The organism is Brevibacterium sp. K72 (assembly GCF_050562175.1).
Taxonomy (GTDB): Bacteria; Actinomycetota; Actinomycetes; order Actinomycetales; family Brevibacteriaceae; genus Brevibacterium; species Brevibacterium casei.
The window spans coordinates 2,129,433-2,148,981 of sequence record NZ_CP191582.1; the positions used below are offsets into that span (position 1 = coordinate 2,129,433).

General features: G+C 65.6%; 29 protein-coding genes. 28 read left to right on the forward strand and 1 reads right to left on the reverse strand.

Annotated features, from left to right (window positions below):
- Window positions 1-35 precede the first annotated feature (35 nt).
- The 27 genes from ACQ1RG_RS09420 (at window position 36) to map (ending at window position 18,144) form a co-directional block, all read left to right on the forward strand.
- Window positions 36-1,346 (forward strand): extracellular solute-binding protein, encoded by a 1,311-nt coding sequence (locus ACQ1RG_RS09420; RefSeq protein ID WP_009379185.1) that lies wholly within the window; start codon window positions 36-38, stop codon window positions 1,344-1,346.
- Window positions 1,343-2,236, forward strand: a complete 894-nt coding sequence (locus ACQ1RG_RS09425; protein WP_375544636.1) for a carbohydrate ABC transporter permease — start codon at window positions 1,343-1,345, stop codon at window positions 2,234-2,236. Before ACQ1RG_RS09420 ends, ACQ1RG_RS09425 begins: the two co-directional genes overlap by 4 nt.
- A gap of 2 nt (window positions 2,237-2,238) precedes the next feature.
- Window positions 2,239-3,075 carry a carbohydrate ABC transporter permease gene (locus tag ACQ1RG_RS09430; protein WP_009379189.1) on the forward strand — a complete coding sequence of 279 codons (837 nt, stop codon included), beginning with the start codon at window positions 2,239-2,241 and terminating at the stop codon, window positions 3,073-3,075.
- 94 nt (window positions 3,076-3,169) lie between these two features.
- Window positions 3,170-4,507 (forward strand): ABC transporter ATP-binding protein, encoded by a 1,338-nt coding sequence (locus ACQ1RG_RS09435; RefSeq protein ID WP_009379190.1) that lies wholly within the window; start codon window positions 3,170-3,172, stop codon window positions 4,505-4,507.
- 1,047 nt (window positions 4,508-5,554) lie between these two features.
- Window positions 5,555-5,863 carry a 30S ribosomal protein S10 gene (gene rpsJ / locus ACQ1RG_RS09440; protein ID WP_009379191.1) on the forward strand — a complete coding sequence of 103 codons (309 nt, stop codon included), beginning with the start codon at window positions 5,555-5,557 and terminating at the stop codon, window positions 5,861-5,863.
- Window positions 5,864-5,874: 11 nt separating this feature from the next.
- Complete coding sequence (gene rplC / locus ACQ1RG_RS09445) at window positions 5,875-6,549, forward strand: 50S ribosomal protein L3 (RefSeq protein WP_009379192.1); 675 nt, start codon at window positions 5,875-5,877, stop codon at window positions 6,547-6,549.
- Between the two features lie 5 nt (window positions 6,550-6,554).
- The gene (gene rplD / locus ACQ1RG_RS09450; protein ID WP_009379193.1) at window positions 6,555-7,208 is read left to right on the forward strand and encodes a 50S ribosomal protein L4; all 654 of its coding nucleotides are present in this window, start codon (window positions 6,555-6,557) and stop codon (window positions 7,206-7,208) included.
- Complete coding sequence (gene rplW, locus ACQ1RG_RS09455) at window positions 7,205-7,504, forward strand: 50S ribosomal protein L23 (RefSeq protein ID WP_009379194.1); 300 nt, start codon at window positions 7,205-7,207, stop codon at window positions 7,502-7,504. The genes rplD and rplW overlap by 4 nt, the downstream gene beginning before the upstream one ends.
- 30 nt (window positions 7,505-7,534) lie before the next feature.
- Entirely contained in the window at window positions 7,535-8,371 is an 837-nt protein-coding gene (rplB, locus tag ACQ1RG_RS09460; protein WP_009379195.1) for a 50S ribosomal protein L2, read from the forward strand.
- Window positions 8,372-8,386: 15 nt separating this feature from the next.
- Entirely contained in the window at window positions 8,387-8,668 is a 282-nt protein-coding gene (gene rpsS / locus ACQ1RG_RS09465) for a 30S ribosomal protein S19 (RefSeq protein ID WP_009379196.1), read from the forward strand.
- A 40-nt stretch (window positions 8,669-8,708) separates the two neighbouring features.
- Window positions 8,709-9,095, forward strand: a complete 387-nt coding sequence (gene rplV / locus ACQ1RG_RS09470) for a 50S ribosomal protein L22 (RefSeq protein WP_009379197.1) — start codon at window positions 8,709-8,711, stop codon at window positions 9,093-9,095.
- Window positions 9,095-9,910 carry a 30S ribosomal protein S3 gene (gene rpsC, locus ACQ1RG_RS09475; RefSeq protein ID WP_009379198.1) on the forward strand — a complete coding sequence of 272 codons (816 nt, stop codon included), beginning with the start codon at window positions 9,095-9,097 and terminating at the stop codon, window positions 9,908-9,910. Before rplV ends, rpsC begins: the two co-directional genes overlap by 1 nt.
- 3 nt (window positions 9,911-9,913) lie before the next feature.
- Window positions 9,914-10,330, forward strand: a complete 417-nt coding sequence (rplP, locus tag ACQ1RG_RS09480; protein WP_009379199.1) for a 50S ribosomal protein L16 — start codon at window positions 9,914-9,916, stop codon at window positions 10,328-10,330.
- A 2-nt stretch (window positions 10,331-10,332) separates the two neighbouring features.
- Entirely contained in the window at window positions 10,333-10,584 is a 252-nt protein-coding gene (rpmC, locus tag ACQ1RG_RS09485) for a 50S ribosomal protein L29 (protein WP_009379201.1), read from the forward strand.
- Window positions 10,584-10,871, forward strand: coding sequence for a 30S ribosomal protein S17 (gene rpsQ, locus ACQ1RG_RS09490; protein ID WP_063249169.1), 288 nt, complete (start codon window positions 10,584-10,586; stop codon window positions 10,869-10,871). Before rpmC ends, rpsQ begins: the two co-directional genes overlap by 1 nt.
- 151 nt (window positions 10,872-11,022) lie before the next feature.
- Complete coding sequence (gene rplN / locus ACQ1RG_RS09495) at window positions 11,023-11,391, forward strand: 50S ribosomal protein L14 (protein WP_009379205.1); 369 nt, start codon at window positions 11,023-11,025, stop codon at window positions 11,389-11,391.
- Between the two features lie 2 nt (window positions 11,392-11,393).
- The gene (gene rplX / locus ACQ1RG_RS09500; RefSeq protein WP_009379207.1) at window positions 11,394-11,762 is read left to right on the forward strand and encodes a 50S ribosomal protein L24; all 369 of its coding nucleotides are present in this window, start codon (window positions 11,394-11,396) and stop codon (window positions 11,760-11,762) included.
- Window positions 11,762-12,331: a 50S ribosomal protein L5 gene (gene rplE / locus ACQ1RG_RS09505; protein ID WP_009379209.1), complete on the forward strand. Its 570-nt coding sequence runs from the start codon at window positions 11,762-11,764 to the stop codon at window positions 12,329-12,331. The genes rplX and rplE overlap by 1 nt, the downstream gene beginning before the upstream one ends.
- Window positions 12,332-12,401: 70 nt before the next feature.
- Window positions 12,402-12,800 (forward strand): 30S ribosomal protein S8, encoded by a 399-nt coding sequence (gene rpsH, locus ACQ1RG_RS09510; protein WP_009379210.1) that lies wholly within the window; start codon window positions 12,402-12,404, stop codon window positions 12,798-12,800.
- Window positions 12,801-12,817: 17 nt separating this feature from the next.
- Complete coding sequence (gene rplF / locus ACQ1RG_RS09515) at window positions 12,818-13,354, forward strand: 50S ribosomal protein L6 (RefSeq protein ID WP_430600073.1); 537 nt, start codon at window positions 12,818-12,820, stop codon at window positions 13,352-13,354.
- A 2-nt stretch (window positions 13,355-13,356) separates the two neighbouring features.
- The gene (gene rplR, locus ACQ1RG_RS09520) at window positions 13,357-13,737 is read left to right on the forward strand and encodes a 50S ribosomal protein L18 (protein WP_009379213.1); all 381 of its coding nucleotides are present in this window, start codon (window positions 13,357-13,359) and stop codon (window positions 13,735-13,737) included.
- Window positions 13,734-14,402 (forward strand): 30S ribosomal protein S5, encoded by a 669-nt coding sequence (gene rpsE, locus ACQ1RG_RS09525; protein ID WP_063249168.1) that lies wholly within the window; start codon window positions 13,734-13,736, stop codon window positions 14,400-14,402. The genes rplR and rpsE overlap by 4 nt, the downstream gene beginning before the upstream one ends.
- Window positions 14,402-14,584 (forward strand): 50S ribosomal protein L30, encoded by a 183-nt coding sequence (gene rpmD, locus ACQ1RG_RS09530; RefSeq protein ID WP_009379218.1) that lies wholly within the window; start codon window positions 14,402-14,404, stop codon window positions 14,582-14,584. Before rpsE ends, rpmD begins: the two co-directional genes overlap by 1 nt.
- Before the next feature lies 1 nt (window position 14,585).
- Window positions 14,586-15,038, forward strand: a complete 453-nt coding sequence (rplO, locus tag ACQ1RG_RS09535; RefSeq protein ID WP_009379220.1) for a 50S ribosomal protein L15 — start codon at window positions 14,586-14,588, stop codon at window positions 15,036-15,038.
- Between the two features lie 314 nt (window positions 15,039-15,352).
- Window positions 15,353-16,654, forward strand: a complete 1,302-nt coding sequence (gene secY, locus ACQ1RG_RS09540; RefSeq protein WP_009379221.1) for a preprotein translocase subunit SecY — start codon at window positions 15,353-15,355, stop codon at window positions 16,652-16,654.
- 90 nt (window positions 16,655-16,744) lie between these two features.
- Window positions 16,745-17,311 carry an adenylate kinase gene (locus ACQ1RG_RS09545; RefSeq protein WP_095376707.1) on the forward strand — a complete coding sequence of 189 codons (567 nt, stop codon included), beginning with the start codon at window positions 16,745-16,747 and terminating at the stop codon, window positions 17,309-17,311.
- Window positions 17,308-18,144 (forward strand): type I methionyl aminopeptidase, encoded by an 837-nt coding sequence (gene map, locus ACQ1RG_RS09550; protein ID WP_095376706.1) that lies wholly within the window; start codon window positions 17,308-17,310, stop codon window positions 18,142-18,144. The genes ACQ1RG_RS09545 and map overlap by 4 nt, the downstream gene beginning before the upstream one ends.
- Window positions 18,145-18,273: 129 nt before the next feature.
- Here the strand turns inward: map and ACQ1RG_RS09555 are convergent, their stop codons facing one another.
- Window positions 18,274-18,519, reverse strand: coding sequence for a hypothetical protein (locus ACQ1RG_RS09555; protein WP_009379229.1), 246 nt, complete (start codon window positions 18,517-18,519; stop codon window positions 18,274-18,276).
- A gap of 145 nt (window positions 18,520-18,664) precedes the next feature.
- On the opposite strand from ACQ1RG_RS09555, the gene ACQ1RG_RS09560 reads away from it, so the two are divergent.
- Entirely contained in the window at window positions 18,665-19,510 is an 846-nt protein-coding gene (locus ACQ1RG_RS09560) for a PaaX family transcriptional regulator (protein WP_063249165.1), read from the forward strand.
- Window positions 19,511-19,549 lie beyond the last annotated feature (39 nt).

Here is a 19,549-nt window from a genome sequence, read left to right on the forward strand (position 1 = left end):
TGCCACCGGCAACGTCGCAGACTGGCAGGTAGGCAATGAGGCATACGGCAAGGAAGCTCCGGCCCTGGCGAACGGGCCTGGCCGCGTTCGCCCTGCTCGGACTCGTCGGGATCACCGGCTGTGCGAGCGGAACATCGACACCGACGCTGACGTGGTACATCAACCCCGACAACGGGGGTCAGGCGAAGATCGCCGAACAGTGCACCGCGGAGGCGGACGGGAAGTACCGGATCTCGACGAGCCTGCTGCCCAACGACGCACCCAGCCAGCGAGAGCAGCTCATCCGCCGCCTCGCCTCGCAGGACTCCTCGATCGACATCATGAGCCTCGACCCGGTCTACGTCGCCGAGATGGCCAACGCCGACTACCTCACCCCGGTTCCCGAGAAGTACGTGAACGAGTTCACCGAAGGCGTCATCCCGTCCTCCGTCGAGTCCTCGACTCGCCAGGACGAACTCGTCGCGACCCCGTTCTGGGCGAACACGCAGCTGCTGTGGTATCGGAAGTCCGTCGCCGAGGCGGCGGGCCTCGACATGTCCCAGCCGGTCACCTGGGACCAGATCATCGACGCCGCCGCGGAGCAGGACAAGCGCGTCGGCGTCCAGGGCATTCGGGCCGAGTCCCTGACCGTGTGGATCAATGCGATGATCGAATCCGCCGGCGGATCGATCGTGACGAACCCCGACTCCGACGGCGCCGACGAAGTCAAGCTCGGCATCGACTCCGAGGCGGGCAGGAGCGCCGCGGAGATCATGTCCAAGATCGGCTCCACCGGTGTCGGCGGACCTCAGCTGTCCAACCTCGACGAGAATGCCTCGATGCTCGAGTTCCAGTCCGACGACGGCGGGTTCATGGTCAACTGGCCCTTCATCTACCCGGCGACGAAGGCCGCCGTCGACGAGGGAAGCCTCGACCAGGCGGTGCTCGACGACATCGGCTGGACGATCTACCCCCGGGTCGACGAATCCCAGGAGGCGCGACCGCCGTTGGGTGGGATCAACCTCGGCGTCGGCGCGTTCTCCGAGAACCCCGACCTCGCCTACGAGGCCGTCGCGTGCATCAGGCAGCCGGAGAAGCAGGCGGAGTACTTCCTCACCGACGGCAATGCTCCCTCGAACCTCGCCGCCTTCGACGACCCTGAGGTCCAGAAGGAGTTCCCCGTCGCCGACACCGTCGCCGAGTCGTTGAAGATCTCGGCAGCCCGCCCGCTCACCCCGTACTACAACGAGGTGACAGGCGGCATCCAGAAGTCCTGGCATCCGCCGGGCAGCGTTGACCCCGAGTCGACGCCGGCACGATCTCAGGAGTTCATCCTCGAGATCCTCCGAGGGGAGAGGCTGCTGTGAAGGCACGTGTGTCGAACCGGCAGCGAGGGGAGACGCGGCTGGGCTGGATGCTCTCGGCCCCCGCGGTCATCATCCTCCTCGCCGTCACCGGTTATCCCATCCTCCAGGCCGTCTACTTCTCGTTCTTCAACTACCGGATGACGGACCCTGACAACCGCTTCGTCAACTGGGGGCAGAACTACATCGTCATCCTCACCGATCCGCTGTGGTGGCAGACGGTCGGGGTGACTCTGCTGCTCACCGTGGTCACGGTCGCCGTCGAACTCGTCCTCGGGTTCGCACTCGCCCTCGTCATGCTCAATGCACTCAAAGCAGTGCGCCCGTGGGTGCGCACCGCGATCCTCATTCCCTACGGCATCATCACCGTCGTCGCCGCCTTCTCGTGGAAGTACGCCTTCGACCTCGGCACAGGCTTCGTCGGGACGTGGCTCTCGATGCCCGAGTTCGACTGGTTCGGCGACTTCTGGTCGGCGTTCCTCGTCATCTGTGCGGCCGAGATCTGGAAGACGACGCCGTTCATCTCGCTCCTCCTGCTCTCTGGCCTCGCGCAGATCCCCGGCGACATGCTCGAGGCGGCGACCGTCGACGGCGCCTCGTGGTGGCAGCGGATGTCGAAGGTGATCATCCCGAACATGAAGGCCGCGATCATGGTCGCCCTCCTCTTCCGCACCCTCGACGCCTTCCGCGTCTTCGACTCGGTCTTCGTCATGACCGCCGGCGCCCAGAACACGGCGACGGTCTCCTTCCTCACGTACAACCAGTCGATCGGTCAGCTCCAGCTGGGAATGGGTTCGGCGCTCTCGGTCCTCCTCTTCCTCAGCGTCGCCCTCATCTGCTTCATCTTCATCAAGGTCTTCAAGGTCGACTTGGCCCAGGCGAGGGGAGAGTGACGATGTCGGGTCGCAAGCACACAGTCTGGTGGATCGTCATCAGCCTCATCGTCGCCGTCTACGCACTGTTCCCGGTGCTGTGGATCGTCTCCCTGTCGCTCAAGTCGCCCGGGGACATCGCGAACAAGCGGTTCTGGCCCACGGCGATCGACTGGTCGAACTACGAGCTCATCTTCACGGGTGCGGCCAAGGACCTCTTCCTCCCGGCGCTCGTGAATTCGATCGGCATCTGCCTCATCGCCACCGTCATCGCTGTGGTGCTCGCCACCCTGACGGCCTACGCGGTTGCCCGGCTCGACTTCCCCGGCAAGAAGTTCATCCTCACCATGGCGCTCGCGGTCTCGATCTTCCCCGTCATCTCGCTGGTCACCCCGCTGTTCCGGATCTGGTCGGCGATCGGGCTCTACGACACGTGGGCGGGCCTGATCATCCCCTACCTCTCGCTCACCCTTCCGATCTCGATCTGGACGCTTGCGGCGTTCTTCCGGCAGATCCCGTGGGAGCTCGAGCAGGCGGCACAGGTCGACGGGGCGACGAGCTTCCAGGCGTTCCGCAAGGTCATCGTGCCCTTGGCCGCGCCCGGCGTGTTCACCACCGCGATCATCGCCTTCTTCATCGCCTGGAACGACTTCGTCTACGGCATCTCCCTGACCTCCACCTCGGCGGCGCGCCCGGTGCCGGCGGCACTCTCGTTCTTCACCGGAGCCAGCCAGTTCGAAGAGCCGGCGGGGGCGATCTCCGCGGCCGCCATCATCGTCACCATTCCGATCATCATCATCGTTCTCCTCTTCCAGCGCCAGATCGTCTCCGGCCTGACCTCGGGAGCGGTGAAGGGATGATCAGCCCAGAAGCCACAGCCACCGGTCGCGGGAGCGCAGAGCAGCACTCTGCGGACCCGCGGATCGTGACCGCACAGATACGGAGCACACGACCATGTCAGTGATCGAACTGCGCAACATCGTCAAGCGCTACGGCGACGGATTCCCGGCGATCAACGACGTCAGCCTCGACATCGCCGAGGGCGAGTTCGTCATCCTCGTCGGCCCCTCCGGTTCGGGCAAGTCGACGCTTCTGCGGATGATCGTCGGCCTCGAGGACATCACCGAGGGGGACCTCCGCATCGACTCCGAACGGGTCAACGACTCCGCACCCCGGGAGCGGGACCTGGCGATGGTGTTCCAGAACTACGCCCTCTATCCGCACCTCACCGTGGCCGAGAACATCGCGTTCCCGCTCATCCTCGCCAAGGGCCAGTACAGCAGGCAGGAGATCGACGAGCGGGTGTCGCGGGCGGCGAAGCTCCTCGAACTCGGCGACCACCTCGACCGCAAGCCTGCGAACCTCTCCGGCGGTCAGCGTCAGCGCGTGGCGATGGGGCGGGCGATCGTCCGCGATGCGAAGGCCTTCCTCTTCGACGAGCCGCTGTCGAACCTCGATGCGAAGCTGCGGATCCAGATGCGCACGGAGATCGCGCGGATGCAGCGCAACCTCGCGGTGACGACCGTCTACGTCACCCACGACCAGACCGAGGCGATGACGCTCGGGGACAAGGTCGCCGTGCTCAAGAAGGGCGTCCTCCAGCAGTACGCCAGTCCGCAGGAGCTCTACGACGAGCCGGTCAACCTCTTCGTCGCCGGCTTCATCGGCTCCCCGCCGATGAACTTCCTGCCGGTGGAGAACGTCGACGGTGAGCTGCGCTCGCCCTTCGGCGTCTTCACCCTGCCCGAGGGCGAGCGGGAGAAGCTGCGCGACGCACCCCAGTACCTCGTCGCCGGCATCCGACCCGAGGACTTCCACGATGCGGCGACGATCGACGAGGAGCGCCGCGGACGTGGCGCCCTGCTCAGCGCCGAGGTCGACGTCACCGAATGGCTGGGCAACGAGGTCTACGCCTACCTGCCCTTCGAGGCGGCGCCCGCCGTGCGCGAGGCCCTCGAAGAGCTCGACCGGGACCTCGACGGCGAAGGCGCGCGCACTCAGGTCGTCGCCGTCCTCGATCCGGCGACGAATGTCCAGGAGGGTGACACCGTCGACCTCTGGTTCGACCCGGCCAAGGTCATGGTCTTCGACCCCGAGACGGGGGAGAACCTCACCCGCGACCCGGAGAACGCGAAGCGTCTGGCAGCCGAATCGGAGGCCGCCCGGAAGCGCGCGCTCGACCGTGCCAAGGCCCAGCAGAACGGGAACGGGCAGGCGCAGCGCAACGGCGGGGTCCGGGCCGACGGCGAGGTCCAGCAGAACGGTCAGACTCAGTCCGCCACCGAGGCATAGCCCCACTCAGTTCACCACCGCCGTCGAAGCATGAGAACGACTCCGGTTGCGTGAGGGCAGACCGCCTCGGCGGGGCGGCTTGTACGGGTGGAGGACGACCGCTTCGAGCAGGTGCAGCGCCGAACCAACCCGTGTGTGGTCGATAAACCGAGGCGAATCGGCGATTTCGGCGTATTCTCCTCGGTTCTTCGACCACTAACGGGACGGTGAGCTTGCGGGTCCACGGTTCTTCGACCACTAACGCGCTGTTGCCGCCCTGAGAAGCGTCGTCATCGCTGCGGTTAGAGGTCGAGGCCGCCTCGGCGGGGCGGCTCGTGCGGTGGAGGACGACCACCTCGGCGGGGCGGACATGACGGGTGGAAGACGATCGCCTCGAGCGGGGGCAGCGCCGAACCAACCCGTGTGTGGTCGATAAACCGAGGCGAATCGGCGATTTCGGCGTATTTACCTCGGTTTATCGACCACTCACGGGACGGTGAGCTTGCGAGTCCACGGTTCTTCGACCACTAACGGGTCGGTGAGCTTGCGAGTCCACGGTTCTGCGACCACAGACGCGACTTCGGGCCGAAAAATCCCGACGGAGACTTCGCGGACTGGTGAGTCAGTCGGGCGCGAGCTGCGCTCTTCGGGACGGAAGAAGTTCGGGGCTGAGACCCTTCTCACTCGTGAGGGGTCGGCGGCGGGGAGCCGGAGTGGTTCGCTGAGACTTCTCTCACAAGCGAGAAGCCCGGAATTGCGCGGGACACCGGGACTGTGACAAGATGGTCAGGTTGCGTTTCGGGTGTTGACCCCTGCACTGCGGCCTTCGGCCGCGAACAGCCCGGAACACTATCGGATCGATGAATCTGCTTCACTGCGGGTTCGGACCGAGCAGCCAATGAGTAGAAGCGCCGTCGGACCGCGCGAGGAAATCGAAGGATTTCTCCGCAAGGAACAGCCGACACGCCCGACCGCGGGGGCCGGTCATAGTCAGCCGGCACAGACCACGCCCGAGCATTCTCGGGTGATGGTTGATGGCCGGAAGGAACTGAAGAAAGAGACGACGCCATGGCGGGACAGAAGATCCGCATCCGGCTCAAGTCGTACGACCACGCTGTGATCGACAGTGCTGCACGCAAGATCGTGGACACCGTCACTCGCGCTGGTGCGACTGTTGTGGGCCCCGTGCCGTTGCCGACGGAGAAGAACGTGTACTGCGTCATCCGTTCGCCGCACAAGTACAAGGACAGCCGTGAGCACTTCGAGATGCGCACGCACAAGCGTCTGATCGACATCGTCGATCCGACGCCGAAGGCAGTTGATTCGCTCATGCGTCTCGACCTCGCTGACGACGTCAACATCGAGATCAAGCTCTAAGGGAGGGAAAAATGGCGAACACTCGTTCCTCAGCTCTCCCGACCACCCGCAAGGTCAAGGGCCTTCTGGGTACCAAGCTGGGCATGACCCAGGTGTGGGATGAGCAGAACAAGCTCGTGCCGGTGACCGTTGTGGCCACCGGAAACAACGTTGTCACCCAGATCCGCGACGAGGAGACCGATGGTTACCCCGCCGTGCAGATCGCATTCGGCGAGATCGACCCGCGCAAGGTCAACAAGCCGACCGCAGGTCACTTCGAGAAGGCCGGCGTGACCCCGCGTCGCCACCTCGTCGAGCTGCGCACCGCTGACGCCGGCGAGTACTCGCTCGGCCAGGAGCTCGGTGTCGACACGTTCGAGGCCGGAGTCAAGGTCGACGTCACCGCGAAGACCAAGGGCAAGGGCACCGCCGGTGTCATGAAGCGCCACGGCTTCGCCGGTGTCGGCGCCTCGCACGGTGCTCACCGCAACCACCGCAAGCCCGGTTCGATCGGTGGAGCGGCTACGCCGGGTCGCGTGTTCAAGGGCATGCGCATGGCCGGCCGCATGGGTGCCGTCAAGCACACCACCCAGAACCTCACGATCCACGCCGTGGACCCCGAGAACAACTTCCTGCTCATCAAGGGCGCCGTTCCCGGCCCCAAGGGCGCCGTCGTTCTCGTTCGCTCGGCCGCGAAGGAGGCCTGAACGATATGTCTGATGTCAAGACAGTCGACGTCGTCGATGCCACCGGTGCGAAGACCGGCTCGGTCGACCTGCCTGCCGAGGTCTTCGGCGTGCAGACGAACGTGCCGCTCATCCACCAGGTCGTCGTCGCGCAGCTCGCTGCTGCCCGTCAGGGCACGCACAAGACCAAGACCCGCTCCGAAGTTCGCGGCGGCGGTCGCAAGCCCTACCGTCAGAAGGGAACCGGCAACGCCCGTCAGGGTTCGATCCGCGCTCCCCAGTACAACGGCGGTGGAATCGTGCACGGTCCGGTGCCGCGCGACTACTCGCAGCGGACGCCGAAGAAGATGAAGGCCGCCGCCCTGCGCGGTGCCCTCTCCGACCGCGCACGCCTCGATCAGGTCTTCGTCGTGAAGAACCTCATCACCGGCGACGCCCCGTCGACCAAGCAGGCGAAGCTCGCGCTCGCCGGCCTCTCCGACCGGAAGAACACCCTCGTGGTGCTCGACCGCGACGACGAGGTCACCTACCTCAGCGTGCGCAACCTGCCCCACGTCCACGTGCTCACCTCCGATCAGCTCAACACCTACGATGTGCTGATCGCCGATGACATCGTGTTCACCGAGGCAGCTCTTGCCGCGTTCCTGGGCGGAAACCGCAATTCGGAGGACGCATCATGAGTCTCAACTTCAAGGATCCGCGCGACATCATCATCGCGCCGGTCGTCTCGGAAAAGACCTACAGCCTGATGGACGAAGGCAAGTACACCTTCATCGTCGATCAGCGCTCGAACAAGACCGAGATCAAGAACGCCATTGAATCGATCTTCGATGTGCAGGTCGCCAAGGTGAACACCCTGAACCGTCAGGGCAAGCGCCGTCGCACCCGCACCGGCTGGGGGAAGCGCAAGGACACCAAGCGTGCCATCGTCGCCCTCAAGGACGGATCGATCGACATCTTCGGTGGATCGCTCTAAGCGATCCTTCGCCAGAGAAGGACAAGACTCATGGGAATCCGCAAGCACAAGCCGACGACCCCGGGCCGCCGTGGCTCTTCGGTCGCCGACTTCGTCGAAGTGACCCGGTCGACGCCGGAGAAGTCGCTTCTGCGCCCGCTGCCCAAGCGCGGCGGCCGCAACAACCAGGGACGCGTGACCACCCGCCACCAGGGCGGCGGACACAAGCGCCAGTACCGTGTCATCGACTTCCGTCGCCATGACAAGGACGGCGTGCCCGCCAAGGTCGCACACATCGAATACGACCCGAACCGCACCGCGCGCATCGCCCTCCTGCACTACGCAGACGGTGAGAAGCGCTACATCATCGCCCCGCACAACCTCAAGCAGGGCGCACAGGTGGAAGCGGGACCGGGCGCCGACATCAAGCCGGGCAACAACCTCGCCCTGCGCAACATCCCGGTCGGCACCGTCGTCCACGCCGTCGAGCTCCGCCCCGGTGGCGGCGCGAAGATCGCCCGCTCTGCCGGTTCGTCCGTGCAGCTCGTCGCGAAGTACGGCCGTTTCGCTCAGCTGCGGATGCCTTCGGGCGAGATCCGCAACGTCGACGCCCGCTGCCGTGCCACGGTCGGCGAGGTCGGCAACGCCGAGCAGTCGAACATCAACTGGGGCAAGGCAGGCCGCATGCGCTGGAAGGGCAAGCGCCCGACCGTCCGCGGTGTTGTGATGAACCCGGTCGACCACCCGCACGGCGGTGGCGAGGGCAAGACCTCCGGTGGTCGTCACCCGGTCAGCCCTTGGGGTCAGCCAGAAGGCCGCACTCGCCGGCCGAAGAAAGAGAGCGACAAGTACATCGTGCGCCGTCGCCGGACCGGCAAGAAGCGCTGATTGGAGTACTGACTTATGCCTCGTAGCCTCAAGAAGGGTCCTTTCGTCGATGAGCACCTGTACCAGAAGGTCGCTCGTCAGAACGAAAAGGGCACCAAGAACGTAATCAAGACATGGTCGCGTCGCTCGATGATCATCCCGGACTTCCTGGGACACACCATCGCCGTTCACGACGGACGCAAGCACGTGCCGGTCTTCATCACTGAAGCGATGGTCGGGCACAAGCTCGGCGAGTTCGCACCCACACGGACGTTCCGTGGCCACGAAAAGGACGATCGCAAGGGTCGCCGCCGCTGAGGCGGGGGACTCTCGATCTTAGACAAGAGAGAAGGAAGCGATGGAAGCCAAGGCTAAGGCGCGTTACCTGCGCGTCACGCCTCGCAAGGCTCGGCGCGTCATCGACCTCATTCGTGGTCAGCAGGCGACCGAAGCACTTGCAGTGTTGAAGTTTGCAGAACAGTCCGCATCCGATCCGATCTACAAGCTCGTCGCCTCGGGCATCGCCAATGCGCGTGTCAAGGCCGACGAGGAGGGCCTTGCGTTCGACGAGAACGACCTGGTCATCTCGGAGGCGTTCGTGGACGAAGGACCGACCATGAAGCGGTTCCGCCCGCGTGCTCAGGGACGTGCGTTCCGCATCGAGAAGCGCACCAGCCACGTCACCGTGGTCCTGGCCAGCGGCGATGACCTGCCTCAGCGCAAGAGCCGGAAGGGGAACCGCTAATGGGCCAGAAGATCAATCCGAACGGATTCCGACTCGGAATCACCACGGACCACAAGTCGAAGTGGTTCGCTGACTCGACCAAGCCGGGGCAGCGCTACAGCGACTACGTGCTCGAAGACGTCAAGATCCGTCAGATGATGACCAAGGGCCTCGAGCGGGCCGGCATCTCGAAGGTCAACATCGAGCGCACCCGTGACCGTGTCCGCGTCGACATCCACACCGCCCGTCCGGGCATCGTCATCGGACGTCGCGGCGCCGAAGCCGACCGCATCCGCGGTCAGCTCGAGAAGCTCACCGGCAAGCAGATCCAGCTCAACATCCTCGAGGTGAAGAACCCCGAGATCGACGCTCAGCTCGTCGCTCAGGGTGTTGCCGAGCAGCTCGCGAGCCGTGTGGCGTTCCGCCGTGCGATGCGCAAGGCGATCCAGTCGGCGCAGCGCGCCGGTGCCAAGGGCATCCGCGTGCAGTGCTCGGGTCGTCTCGGCGGCGCCGAGATGAGCCGGTCGGAGTTCTACCGCGAAGGCCGTGTGCCCCTGCACACCCTGCGCGCGAACATCGACTACGGATTCCACGAGGCGCACACCACCTTCGGACGCATCGGCGTCAAGGTGTGGATCTACAAGGGCGACATGACCGACAAGGAGCTTGCCGCCGAGCAGGCGAAGGCTCCTGCTGCCCGCGGCCCCCGTGGTCGTGGACGCGGTCGTGGCGGCCGTGGCCGCGGTCAGGAAGGCGGAGCCCGCCGGAACGACTCGGCCCGTACCACTGAGAACAGCGCCGAGGCCCCCGCGGCTGAGGCCGGAACGGAGGGCTGAGACATGTTGATCCCTCGTCGAGTGAAGTACCGCAAGCAGCACCACCCCAAGCGGGGCGGCGCCGCCAAGGGTGGCACGACGGTGGCCTTCGGTGACTACGGCATCCAGGCCCTCGAGCCGGCCTACGTCACCAACAGGCAGATCGAAGCCGCACGTATTGCCATGACGCGCTACATCAAGCGCGGTGGCAAGGTGTGGATCAACATCTACCCTGACCGACCGCTGACGAAGAAGCCCGCCGAGACCCGCATGGGTTCCGGTAAGGGCTCTCCCGAGTGGTGGGTCGCCAATGTCAAGCCGGGACGGGTCATGTTCGAACTCGCCGGCGTGTCCGAGGAAGTTGCTCGCGAGGCCCTGCGCCTGGCGATCCACAAGCTTCCGCTCAAGGCCCGCATCGTGGCCCGCGAAGGTGGTGAGTGAGCATGGCAATCGGTTCGAAGAACCTGTCCATGGACGCGCTTGACGGTTTCGACAACGAGCGTCTGGCAGAGGAGCTCAAGAAGGCCAAGGCCGAGCTGTTCAATCTGCGTTTCCAGTCGGCCACCGGCCAGCTGGAGAGCCACGGCCGCCTCAAGGCTGTGCGTCGCGACATCGCTCGTATCTACACCGTGCTCAACGAGCGGGAGCTGGACATCCGTCCGAACCCCGCTGATGCGAAGGAAGAGGACAAGTGATGGCGGAGACCACCAAGCCCGAGGCGACGACCCCCGAGCGCAACTCCCGCAAGACTGCGCGTGGCTACGTCGTGTCCGACAAGATGGACAAGACCATCGTCGTCGAGATCGAGGAGCGCATGAAGCACCGCCTCTACGGCAAGGTCATGCGCAAGTCGGTCAAGATCAAGGCTCATGACGAGGAGAACACCGCCGGTATCGGCGACCTCGTCGTCGTGGCCGAAACGCGGCCGGTCTCGGCCGCAAAGCGCTGGCGGCTCGTCGAGATCGTCGAACGAGCCAAGTAAAGCCGGCGTCGCCCCTCCCTCCTGGTCCCGCCCATGGTCTCGTCCGCGAGACCATGGGCGGCTACCGGGAACGGGGTGAGTATGTCAATGAATCCGTTCCGCAAGGCTCGCAGCACCATCGTGAGAACCAGCGCGACGACAGGAGAAAACAGTGATTCAGCAAGAGTCGCGACTCAAAGTCGCCGACAACACCGGAGCCAAGGAGATCCTGGCCATCAGGATCCTCGGCGGTTCCGGTCGGCGCTACGCCTCGATCGGTGACACCATCGTGGCCACCGTCAAAGACGCAATCCCCGGCGGCAATGTGAAGAAGGGTGACGTCGTCAAGGCCGTCATCGTCCGCACCGCCAAGGAACGCCGTCGTCCGGACGGCTCCTACATCAAGTTCGACGAGAATGCAGCAGTCATCCTCAAGAACGATGGGGAACCGCGCGGCACCCGCATCTTCGGACCCGTGGGACGCGAATTGCGTGACAAGAAGTTCATGAAGATCGTCTCCCTGGCACCGGAGGTGTTGTGAGCATGGCGAACAAGCTCAAGATCAAGAAAGGCGACCTCGTCCAGGTGATCGCAGGTGCCCGTCAGTCGCGCGGCGGCGATCGTGGGAAGCAGGGCAAGGTCCTTGCCGTCTACCCCGAGCGCAACCGCGTCCTCGTCGAGGGCGTCAACCGCGTGATCAAGCACAAGAAGGCAACCCAGACTCAGGCCGGCGGCACCGCCGGTGGCCGTGAGACTCACGAAGCCCCCATCCATGTGTCCAACGTGGCGCTCGTTGATCCCAAGGACAACAAGCCGACCCGCGTCGGATACCGCGAGGAGAAGGTCGAGCGGGACGGTCGCACCAAGACCGTCCGCGTCCGCTACTCGCGTCGCACCGGGGAGGAGATCTGATGACGGAGACAAGCACGAACCGTCCGGCGCCGCGCCTCAAGCAGGTCTACCGCGATGAGATCGTCGGTAAGCTCCAGGACGAATTCGACTACGCGAACCCGATGCAGGTTCCCGGCCTGACCAAGGTCGTCGTGAACATGGGTGTGGGTGACGCTGCGCGTGACTCGAAGCTCATCGAAGGTGCGATCAACGACCTCACCCTCATCACCGGCCAGAAGCCGGTCGTGACCCGGGCGAAGAAGTCGATCGCCCAGTTCAAGCTGCGCGAGGGCCAGCCCATCGGTGCGCACGTGACCATGCGCGGCGCCCGCATGTGGGAGTTCGTCGACCGTGTCATCTCCCTGGCGCTTCCGCGCATCCGCGACTTCCGCGGACTCTCGGACCGTCAGTTCGACGGCAACGGCAACTACACCTTCGGTCTCACGGAGCAGTCGATGTTCCACGAGATCGACCAGGATCGCATCGATCGCGTCCGCGGTATGGACATCACCGTCGTCACGACCGCCAAGACCGACGATGAGGGACGTGCTCTGCTGCGTCACCTCGGGTTCCCGTTCAAGACCAAATGATCTCTACGTTGCAGGTCCAAGCGCGCACGTCGCGGGCGGAAACCGTAACGAGGAAGGGCATGAGCCCACAATGACAATGACTGATCCAGTCGCAGACATGCTCACGCGTCTGCGCAACGCCAACTCGGCTTACCACGAGGACGTCAGCATGCCGTTCTCGAAGCTGAAGTCGAACATCGCCGAGATCCTCAAGGAGGAAGGCTACATCACCGGGTGGAGCGTCGAAGACGCGACCGTCGGGAAGACCCTTCGCCTCGATCTCAAGTTCGGCCCCAACCGTGAGCGTTCGATCGCCGGCCTCCGCCGTGTGTCGAAGCCCGGGCTGCGCGTCTACGCGAAGTCGACCAACCTGCCGAAGGTCCTCGGTGGACTCGGCATCGCCATCCTGTCGACGTCCTCAGGTCTCCTGACCGATCGACAGGCCGCCAAGAAGGGTGTGGGTGGGGAAGTCCTCGCCTACGTCTGGTAAGGAGAGGAGAGAAGAGCATGTCACGCATTGGCAAGAACCCGATCTCCGTTCCCTCTGCTGTCGAGGTGAAGATCGACGGCCAGGATGTCGCCGTCAAGGGACCCAAGGGCGAACTGTCCGTGACCATCGCCGAGCCGATCACCGTGTCGCTCGAGGATGGCGTCGTGACCGTGGCCCGTCCTGACGACGAGCGCGAATCGCGTTCGCTCCACGGACTGTCCCGCACCCTGATCAACAACATGATCATCGGTGTCACCGATGGCTACTCGAAGGGCCTCGAGATCGTCGGCACCGGCTACCGTGTGCAGGCGAAGGGATCGAACCTCGAGTTCGCTCTCGGCTACAGCCATTCGATCACCGTCGAACCGCCGGAGGGCATCTCGTTCACCGTCGAAGGACAGAACAAGGTGGCCGTCCACGGCATCGACAAGCAGCTGGTCGGCGAGACCGCTGCGAACATCCGGAAGCTGCGCAAGCCTGAGCCGTACAAGGGCAAGGGTGTGCGCTACGCCGGCGAGAACGTCCGTCGCAAGGTCGGAAAGGCTGGTAAGTAGAGATGGCCTTTGGCAAGAAGGAAAGCTACGGCAAGGGCAGGGCAGCTGCTCGCAAGCGTCGTCACGCTCGTCTGCGCAAGCACGTCAGCGGCACGGCCGAGCGCCCGCGTCTCTCAGTGACCCGTTCCACGCGCCACGTCTTCGTCCAGGTCATCGACGACACCGTCGGCAAGACCCTGGCATCGGCGTCCACCATGGAAGCCGAGCTGCGCGCACTCGAAGCAGACAAGACCGGCAAGGCCCGCAAGGTCGGCGAGCTGGTTGCTCAGCGCGCCAAGGAAGCCGGCGTCGAGGCTGTCGTGTTCGACCGTGGAGGCAACGCCTACCACGGCCGAGTGCAGGCCATCGCCGAAGGTGCCCGTGAAGGAGGATTGGCCCTATGAGCACTGAAGAGAACAAGGAATCGCAGGAGACTGCGGAGAACCGCGGCGGCGACAGCCGCGGCGGTGACAACCGCGGCGGACGCGGCCAGGGTCGCGGACGTGGCGAAGGCCGTGGACGCGGCGGTCGCGGAGACCGCGAGGAGAAGAGCCAGTTCATCGAGCACGTCGTCACGATCAACCGCGTGTCGAAGGTCGTCAAGGGTGGACGTCGGTTCTCCTTCACCGCCCTCGTCGTCGTCGGTGACGGAGACGGCATGGTCGGCATGGGCTACGGCAAGGCGAAGGAAGTGCCCGCCGCGATCGCGAAGGGTGTCGAGGAGGCGAAGAAGAACTTCTTCCGCGTCCCCCGCATCCAGAAGACGATCCCTCACCCCGTCCAGGGTGAGGAAGCGGCAGGCGTCGTCCTGCTCCGCCCGGCCGCTCCGGGTACCGGCGTCATCGCCGGTGGTCCGGTCCGCGCCGTGCTCGATGCCGCCGGCGTCCAGGACATCCTGTCCAAGTCGCTGGGTTCGTCGAACGCGATCAACATCGTCCACGCTGCGATCAAGGCTCTGCAGAACCTTGAGCGTCCCGAGGAAGTCGCGGCCCGCCGCGGCCTGCCCGTCGACGAGGTCGCTCCGCACGCTCTCCTGCGTGCGGCCGCCGAAAGCGGGGCGAAGTCCTGATGGCGAAGCTCAAGGTTACTCAGAAGAAGTCCGAGATCGGCGGCAAGCAGAACCAGCGTGATTCGCTGCGTTCGCTCGGCCTCAAGCGGATCAACGATGTGGTGGTGCACGAGGATCGTCCGGAGATCCGGGGAATGATCAACGTCGTGCGTCACCTTGTGACTGTGGAAGAGGTGGACTGATATGGCGAACAACGACGCACTCAAGCTCCACGATCTCCGTCCGGCCCCGGGCGCCAAGACCGCGAAGACCCGTGTGGGTCGCGGTGAGGGCTCGAAGGGCAAGACCGCCGGACGCGGAACCAAGGGCACGAAGGCCCGCTACCAGGTTCCGCACGGCTTCGAGGGCGGCCAGACGCCGATGCACATGCGTCTGCCGAAGCTGCGTGGGTTCAAGAACCCCGCGAAGGTGACCTTCCAGGTCGTCAACCTCGACAAGCTGTCGGCACTGTTCCCGGAAGGCGGCGACGTCACCGTCGCCGATCTGGTCGCCAAGGGCGCTGTGCGCCCGAAGCAGCCGGTCAAGGTTCTGGGCACGGGCGAGATCACTGTGGCGATCAACATCACCGCAGACAAGTTCTCGGGCTCCGCGCTCGAGAAGATCAAGGCTGCGGGCGGCAACGCCACCGAGGCCTGATCCGTTCGGCGCCCTGCGCTGAGTCGGACCACGGCTGAGAGGGGACGGTCACTTCGGTGACCGTCCCCTTCGTCGTCCCTGCGCACCCAGCCACCGCCTCGGCGGGCGAGCGGGGACACCATCGCCGAGGCGGCACCCGGCACCCGCGGAGACCCCGGTCACGGCGGGGCGGGGAAAACGGCGAGAAACCGGGGGAGAGGGGCCCGTCCGGTTTCGGTCTGGACCCTCGACCCTGGTAGTCTTTTGCAGGTATTTGTCTCATTCGCCAGGTCGTGACAGCGACCCTGACTTCCATCCCCCACTGAGGAGGACGCTTGATCGGCGCAATTCGGAGGGCCTTCACCACGCCTGACCTGAGGAACAAACTCCTCTTCACCCTGGGCATCATCGTCATCTTCCGACTGGGCTCGTTCATCCCCTCGCCCGGCATCGACTACACGAAGGTCCAGGAGTGCGTGGCCTCCCCTCAGCTGAACTCCGGCGGGTTCGCGATGATCAACCTCTTCAGCGGCGGCGCCCTGCTCCAACTGTCGATCTTCGCTCTCGGCATCATGCCCTACATCACGGCGAGCATCATCGTCCAGCTGCTGCGCGTCGTCATCCCGCGCTTCGAGGCCCTCCACAAGGAAGGCGCCTCCGGCCAGGCGAAGCTCACCCAGTACACGCGCTACCTCACGATCGGTCTCGCGGTCCTCAACTCGACGACACTGGTCGCCACCGTGGAGTCGGGTGCGCTCTTCGGCAACATCCAGGGCTGCACCGACCTCATCGTCAACAACGAATGGTGGGGTCTGGCGATCCTCGTCCTCACGCTCACGGCCGGCACCGGTCTGATCATGTGGCTCGGCGAGCAGATCACCGAGCACGGCGTCGGCAACGGCATGTCGATCCTCATCTTCACCTCCGTCGCCTCGGCGTTCCCCTCCTCGCTCGGGGCGATCCTCAGCGAGCAGGGCATCGACGTCTTCCTCATCGTCATCGCCGTCGGACTCGTCCTCGTCGCCCTCGTCGTCTTCGTCGAGCAGTCGCAGCGACGCATCCCCGTCCAGTACGCCAAGCGCATGGTCGGGCGCCGTATGTTCGGCGGCACGTCGACGTACATTCCGATCAAGGTCAACATGGCCGGCGTCATCCCGGTCATCTTCGCCTCCTCGGTCCTCTACCTGCCGAGCCTCATCGCTCAGTTCTTCGACCCGCAGACGGGCTGGGTCGAGTGGATCAACACGTACTTCACGCGCGGCGACCACCCGATCTACATCGCCGCCTACGCGGTGCTCGTCATCTTCTTCTCCTACTTCTACGTCGCGATCACCTTCAACCCGGAGGAAGTCGCGGACAACATGAAGAAGTACGGCGGCTTCATCCCCGGCATCCGCGCCGGCCGCCCCACCGCCGACTACCTGAGCTTCGTGCTCAGCCGGATCAACTTCCCCGGATCGCTCTACCTCGCGTTCGTCGCGCTCATCCCGCTCATCGCCCTGGTCCTCATCAACGCGAACCAGAACTTCCCGTTCGGCGGCACGTCGCTGCTCATCATCGTGGGAGTCGGCCTCGAGACGGTCAAGCAGATCGACGCCCAGATGCAGCAGCGCCACTACGAGGGCCTGCTGCGCTGATCCCGCGCCACCACGAGGGCCTGCGGCGCCGCACCGGCGTCGGTCACGGCCCTGGAAGCACAGACCGATCACGGTCTGGGAAGGACAGATATGAGTTCACGCATCATCCTCATCGGCCCGCCCGGAGCGGGCAAGGGCACCCAGGCGGCACGGCTGGCCGAGGCCCTGAACATCCCTGCGATCTCCACCGGTGACATCTTCCGCGCCAACGTCAAGGGGGAGACGGAGCTCGGCAAGCTCGCCAAGCGCTACATGGATGCCGGGGAGTACGTCCCCGACGAGGTGACGAACAAGATGGTCGCCGATCGTCTCAGCCAGGACGACGCCCGTGAGGGCTTCCTCCTCGACGGCTACCCGCGCACCGCTGCGCAGGTCGCCGAACTCGACCGGATGCTCGCCGAGGCGGGAACCGAGCTCTCCGCTGTCGTCGAGCTCACCGCCGACACCGACGAGGTCGTCGCCCGCCTGCTCGCGCGCGCCGAGAAGGAAGGCCGCAGCGACGACAACGAGGACGTCATCCGCCACCGCCTCGACGTCTACGCCGAGCAGACCCAGCCACTGACCGACATCTACCGCGACCGCGGTCTCCTGCGCGAGGTCGACGGCCTCGGCGAGGTCGCCGAGATCACCGACCGCATCCTCGCCGCCCTGCGATGATCTTCGGTCCGCGGATCGAGCTCAAGTCCCCCGCCGAGCTCGTGCGGATGCATCGGGCCGGCCTGGTCACCAGGGCGGCTCTCGATGCGGCCCGTGCAGCCGTGGTGCCGGGGGCCACGACCGCGGAGGTCGACGCGGCAGCCGAACGCGCGATCGCGGACGCCGGAGCGACGTCGAACTTCAAGGGCTATCAGGGGTTCCCCGCGGTCCTCTGCATCTCCGTCAACGAGGAGATCGTCCACGGGATCCCCGGGAAGCGTGTCCTTGAGCGCGGGGACCTCGTCTCCATCGACGGCGGGGCGATCGTCGAGGGATTCCACGGCGATTCCGCGTTCACGATGGTCGTCGGCGGGGACGACGCCGGCACCGAGGCGGACCGTGCACTTTCCCGTGCCACTGAAGGCGCGATGTGGGCGGGCATCGCGGCGTTCGCGACGGGGACGAAGGTGAGCGACATCGGGGACGCCATCGACGACTACGTCACCGAGACGGCGCCTGCGCTCGGCCTCGTCGAGGAGTTCACCGGGCACGGCATCGGCACGGCCATGCACATGGCACCCGAGGTGCTCAACTACCGGGCGAAGTCGAACGGCCCGAAGATCCGGCCCGGAATGTGCCTGGCCATCGAGCCGATGCTCACCGCCGGCAGCCCCGAGACTGTGACGCTCGCCGATGACTGGACCGTCGTCACGGCCGACGGTTCCCGGGCCAGCCACTGGGAGCACAGTGTCGCCCGGCACGCAGACGGGGTCTGGGTGCTCACCGCGGAAGACGGCGGCGCGGCCGGGCTCGCCCCGTACGGGATCGTGCCGGTGCCGCCGGCTGGCAGCTAACGCCCGCCGACTGCTAGCGACCGCATGCGGCCGGCACCCGAGGGCAACTGACGCCCGCCGGCCGCCGGCCGCCGGCCGCCGTGACGGCGCGGTGCCGGGCAGGGTGAGGGGAGGTCGGCGAGGACCGGATCAGGCGGCCGCGTCGACTCGGGTCCGCTTGCCGGCGGCAGCGTAGCCGAGGTAGCTGGCGACGAAGACGCCGGAGAACGTCATCGCCCCGAGCGCGAACATCCACGCGGCGGTGTCGAGGATCCCGGCTCCGACGATCTGGAAGATCGCGAACGCGAGGAACGTCGCGATTCCTCCGGCGATTGCGGCGGTCGTGCGGGCCTGGTGGTAGGTGCGCAGGGTCTGGGTGTGCTTCTCATCGTCCATGACTGACCTCTCTTCACATCGGCGCAGGTGGGGAAGCGTTCCGAGCAGGGGGAACATCCCCGGATCCGCGGGGGCTGACTGCCTGCTCTCAAGGTACGATCAGGCTGTGGGCCGAGTCCAAGATGTCACGAAACGGAGCTCAGATGTGGGCGATCGCTACCGGCTGACCAGGATCACCTTCGACGTGATCTCCGTCTTCGGGTGTCTGCGTGCCAGCGCCGTGCCCGGTCCGATCATCGTGCGCATCCTCGCCGACCACGGGTATTCGGCCTCAAGCGTGCACAACCAGCTCACCCGCATGGTCCAGCGCGAACTCGTCAGCGCCGAGCGCCGAGGCCGGGTGACCCTCTACCGTCTGCGCGAACGCATCCTCTCCCAGTTCCACGACATCGGCGGAGAGCGGACGGCGCCGGAGTTCGACGGGCACTTCCACGCCGCGATCTACACGATCCCTGAGGCCTCCCGCCAGCTGCGCGACCGCTTCCAGTACTCGGCGCGGATGCTCGGGTACCGGCAGCTGCGGTCGGGTCTGCTCATCGGCTTCCACGACCATGCCCGTGCTCTCGTCGCGCAGCTGCCGGAGATGACGAACGGCGGCTGGTACGAGTTCACGCGCCTCGTCCCTGACGACCTCGAGTCCGCGAAGCGGCTGACGGCCATCGCCTTCGACCTCGACTGCGCGCGCACGGAGATCGAGTCCCTCGAGGCCGAACTCGCGCTCCTCGCCGGGGAACAGGGCAGACCCGGCACCGGGCTGCCGGAGCTGCCGATCGGCCGGTTCTTCGACCTCTACTTCCGGGTCGGTCGCGCGGTGATGGAGAATCCGCTGCTGCCTGTCGACCTCGTCGGCGAGGAGCAGCCGTCACAGCGGTTCCGGGCCGTCATGGACCGCTGCAACCTCGAGTACTACCTCCGCTACGACCAGCAGGTCCGGGAGGCTGCGGCGGAGAGCCCCTCCTATGACCTCGTCGACTGGCTGCCCGAGGGCTGATCCGGGCCGATCCCTCAGCCGTCGGTGCCTCGACCCTCG

Bases quoted from the DNA above. Each gene is read 5' to 3' on its own strand.
- rplW (WP_009379194.1), top strand. From the start codon at position 7,205: ATGAGTCTCAACTTCAAGGATCCGCGCGACATCATCATCGCGCCGGTC.
- rpmD (WP_009379218.1), top strand. From the start codon at position 14,402: ATGGCGAAGCTCAAGGTTACTCAGAAGAAGTCCGAGATCGGCGGCAAG.
- rpsQ (WP_063249169.1), top strand. From the start codon at position 10,584: ATGGCGGAGACCACCAAGCCCGAGGCGACGACCCCCGAGCGCAACTCC.
- rpsJ (WP_009379191.1), top strand. From the start codon at position 5,555: ATGGCGGGACAGAAGATCCGCATCCGGCTCAAGTCGTACGACCACGCT.
- rplF (WP_430600073.1), top strand. From the start codon at position 12,818: ATGTCACGCATTGGCAAGAACCCGATCTCCGTTCCCTCTGCTGTCGAG.
- rplC (WP_009379192.1), top strand. From the start codon at position 5,875: ATGGCGAACACTCGTTCCTCAGCTCTCCCGACCACCCGCAAGGTCAAG.
- rpsE (WP_063249168.1), top strand. From the start codon at position 13,734: ATGAGCACTGAAGAGAACAAGGAATCGCAGGAGACTGCGGAGAACCGC.
- rplR (WP_009379213.1), top strand. From the start codon at position 13,357: ATGGCCTTTGGCAAGAAGGAAAGCTACGGCAAGGGCAGGGCAGCTGCT.
- rpmC (WP_009379201.1), top strand. From the start codon at position 10,333: ATGGCAATCGGTTCGAAGAACCTGTCCATGGACGCGCTTGACGGTTTC.
- rpsC (WP_009379198.1), top strand. From the start codon at position 9,095: ATGGGCCAGAAGATCAATCCGAACGGATTCCGACTCGGAATCACCACG.
- rpsS (WP_009379196.1), top strand. From the start codon at position 8,387: ATGCCTCGTAGCCTCAAGAAGGGTCCTTTCGTCGATGAGCACCTGTAC.
- ACQ1RG_RS09555 (WP_009379229.1), bottom strand. From the start codon at position 18,519: ATGGACGATGAGAAGCACACCCAGACCCTGCGCACCTACCACCAGGCC.
- rplX (WP_009379207.1), top strand. From the start codon at position 11,394: ATGGCGAACAAGCTCAAGATCAAGAAAGGCGACCTCGTCCAGGTGATC.
- rpsH (WP_009379210.1), top strand. From the start codon at position 12,402: ATGACAATGACTGATCCAGTCGCAGACATGCTCACGCGTCTGCGCAAC.
- rplO (WP_009379220.1), top strand. From the start codon at position 14,586: ATGGCGAACAACGACGCACTCAAGCTCCACGATCTCCGTCCGGCCCCG.
- rplB (WP_009379195.1), top strand. From the start codon at position 7,535: ATGGGAATCCGCAAGCACAAGCCGACGACCCCGGGCCGCCGTGGCTCT.
- ACQ1RG_RS09545 (WP_095376707.1), top strand. From the start codon at position 16,745: ATGAGTTCACGCATCATCCTCATCGGCCCGCCCGGAGCGGGCAAGGGC.
- rplD (WP_009379193.1), top strand. From the start codon at position 6,555: ATGTCTGATGTCAAGACAGTCGACGTCGTCGATGCCACCGGTGCGAAG.
- rplV (WP_009379197.1), top strand. From the start codon at position 8,709: ATGGAAGCCAAGGCTAAGGCGCGTTACCTGCGCGTCACGCCTCGCAAG.
- rplP (WP_009379199.1), top strand. From the start codon at position 9,914: ATGTTGATCCCTCGTCGAGTGAAGTACCGCAAGCAGCACCACCCCAAG.
- ACQ1RG_RS09430 (WP_009379189.1), top strand. From the start codon at position 2,239: ATGTCGGGTCGCAAGCACACAGTCTGGTGGATCGTCATCAGCCTCATC.
- rplE (WP_009379209.1), top strand. From the start codon at position 11,762: ATGACGGAGACAAGCACGAACCGTCCGGCGCCGCGCCTCAAGCAGGTC.
- ACQ1RG_RS09435 (WP_009379190.1), top strand. From the start codon at position 3,170: ATGTCAGTGATCGAACTGCGCAACATCGTCAAGCGCTACGGCGACGGA.
- ACQ1RG_RS09420 (WP_009379185.1), top strand. From the start codon at position 36: ATGAGGCATACGGCAAGGAAGCTCCGGCCCTGGCGAACGGGCCTGGCC.
- map (WP_095376706.1), top strand. From the start codon at position 17,308: ATGATCTTCGGTCCGCGGATCGAGCTCAAGTCCCCCGCCGAGCTCGTG.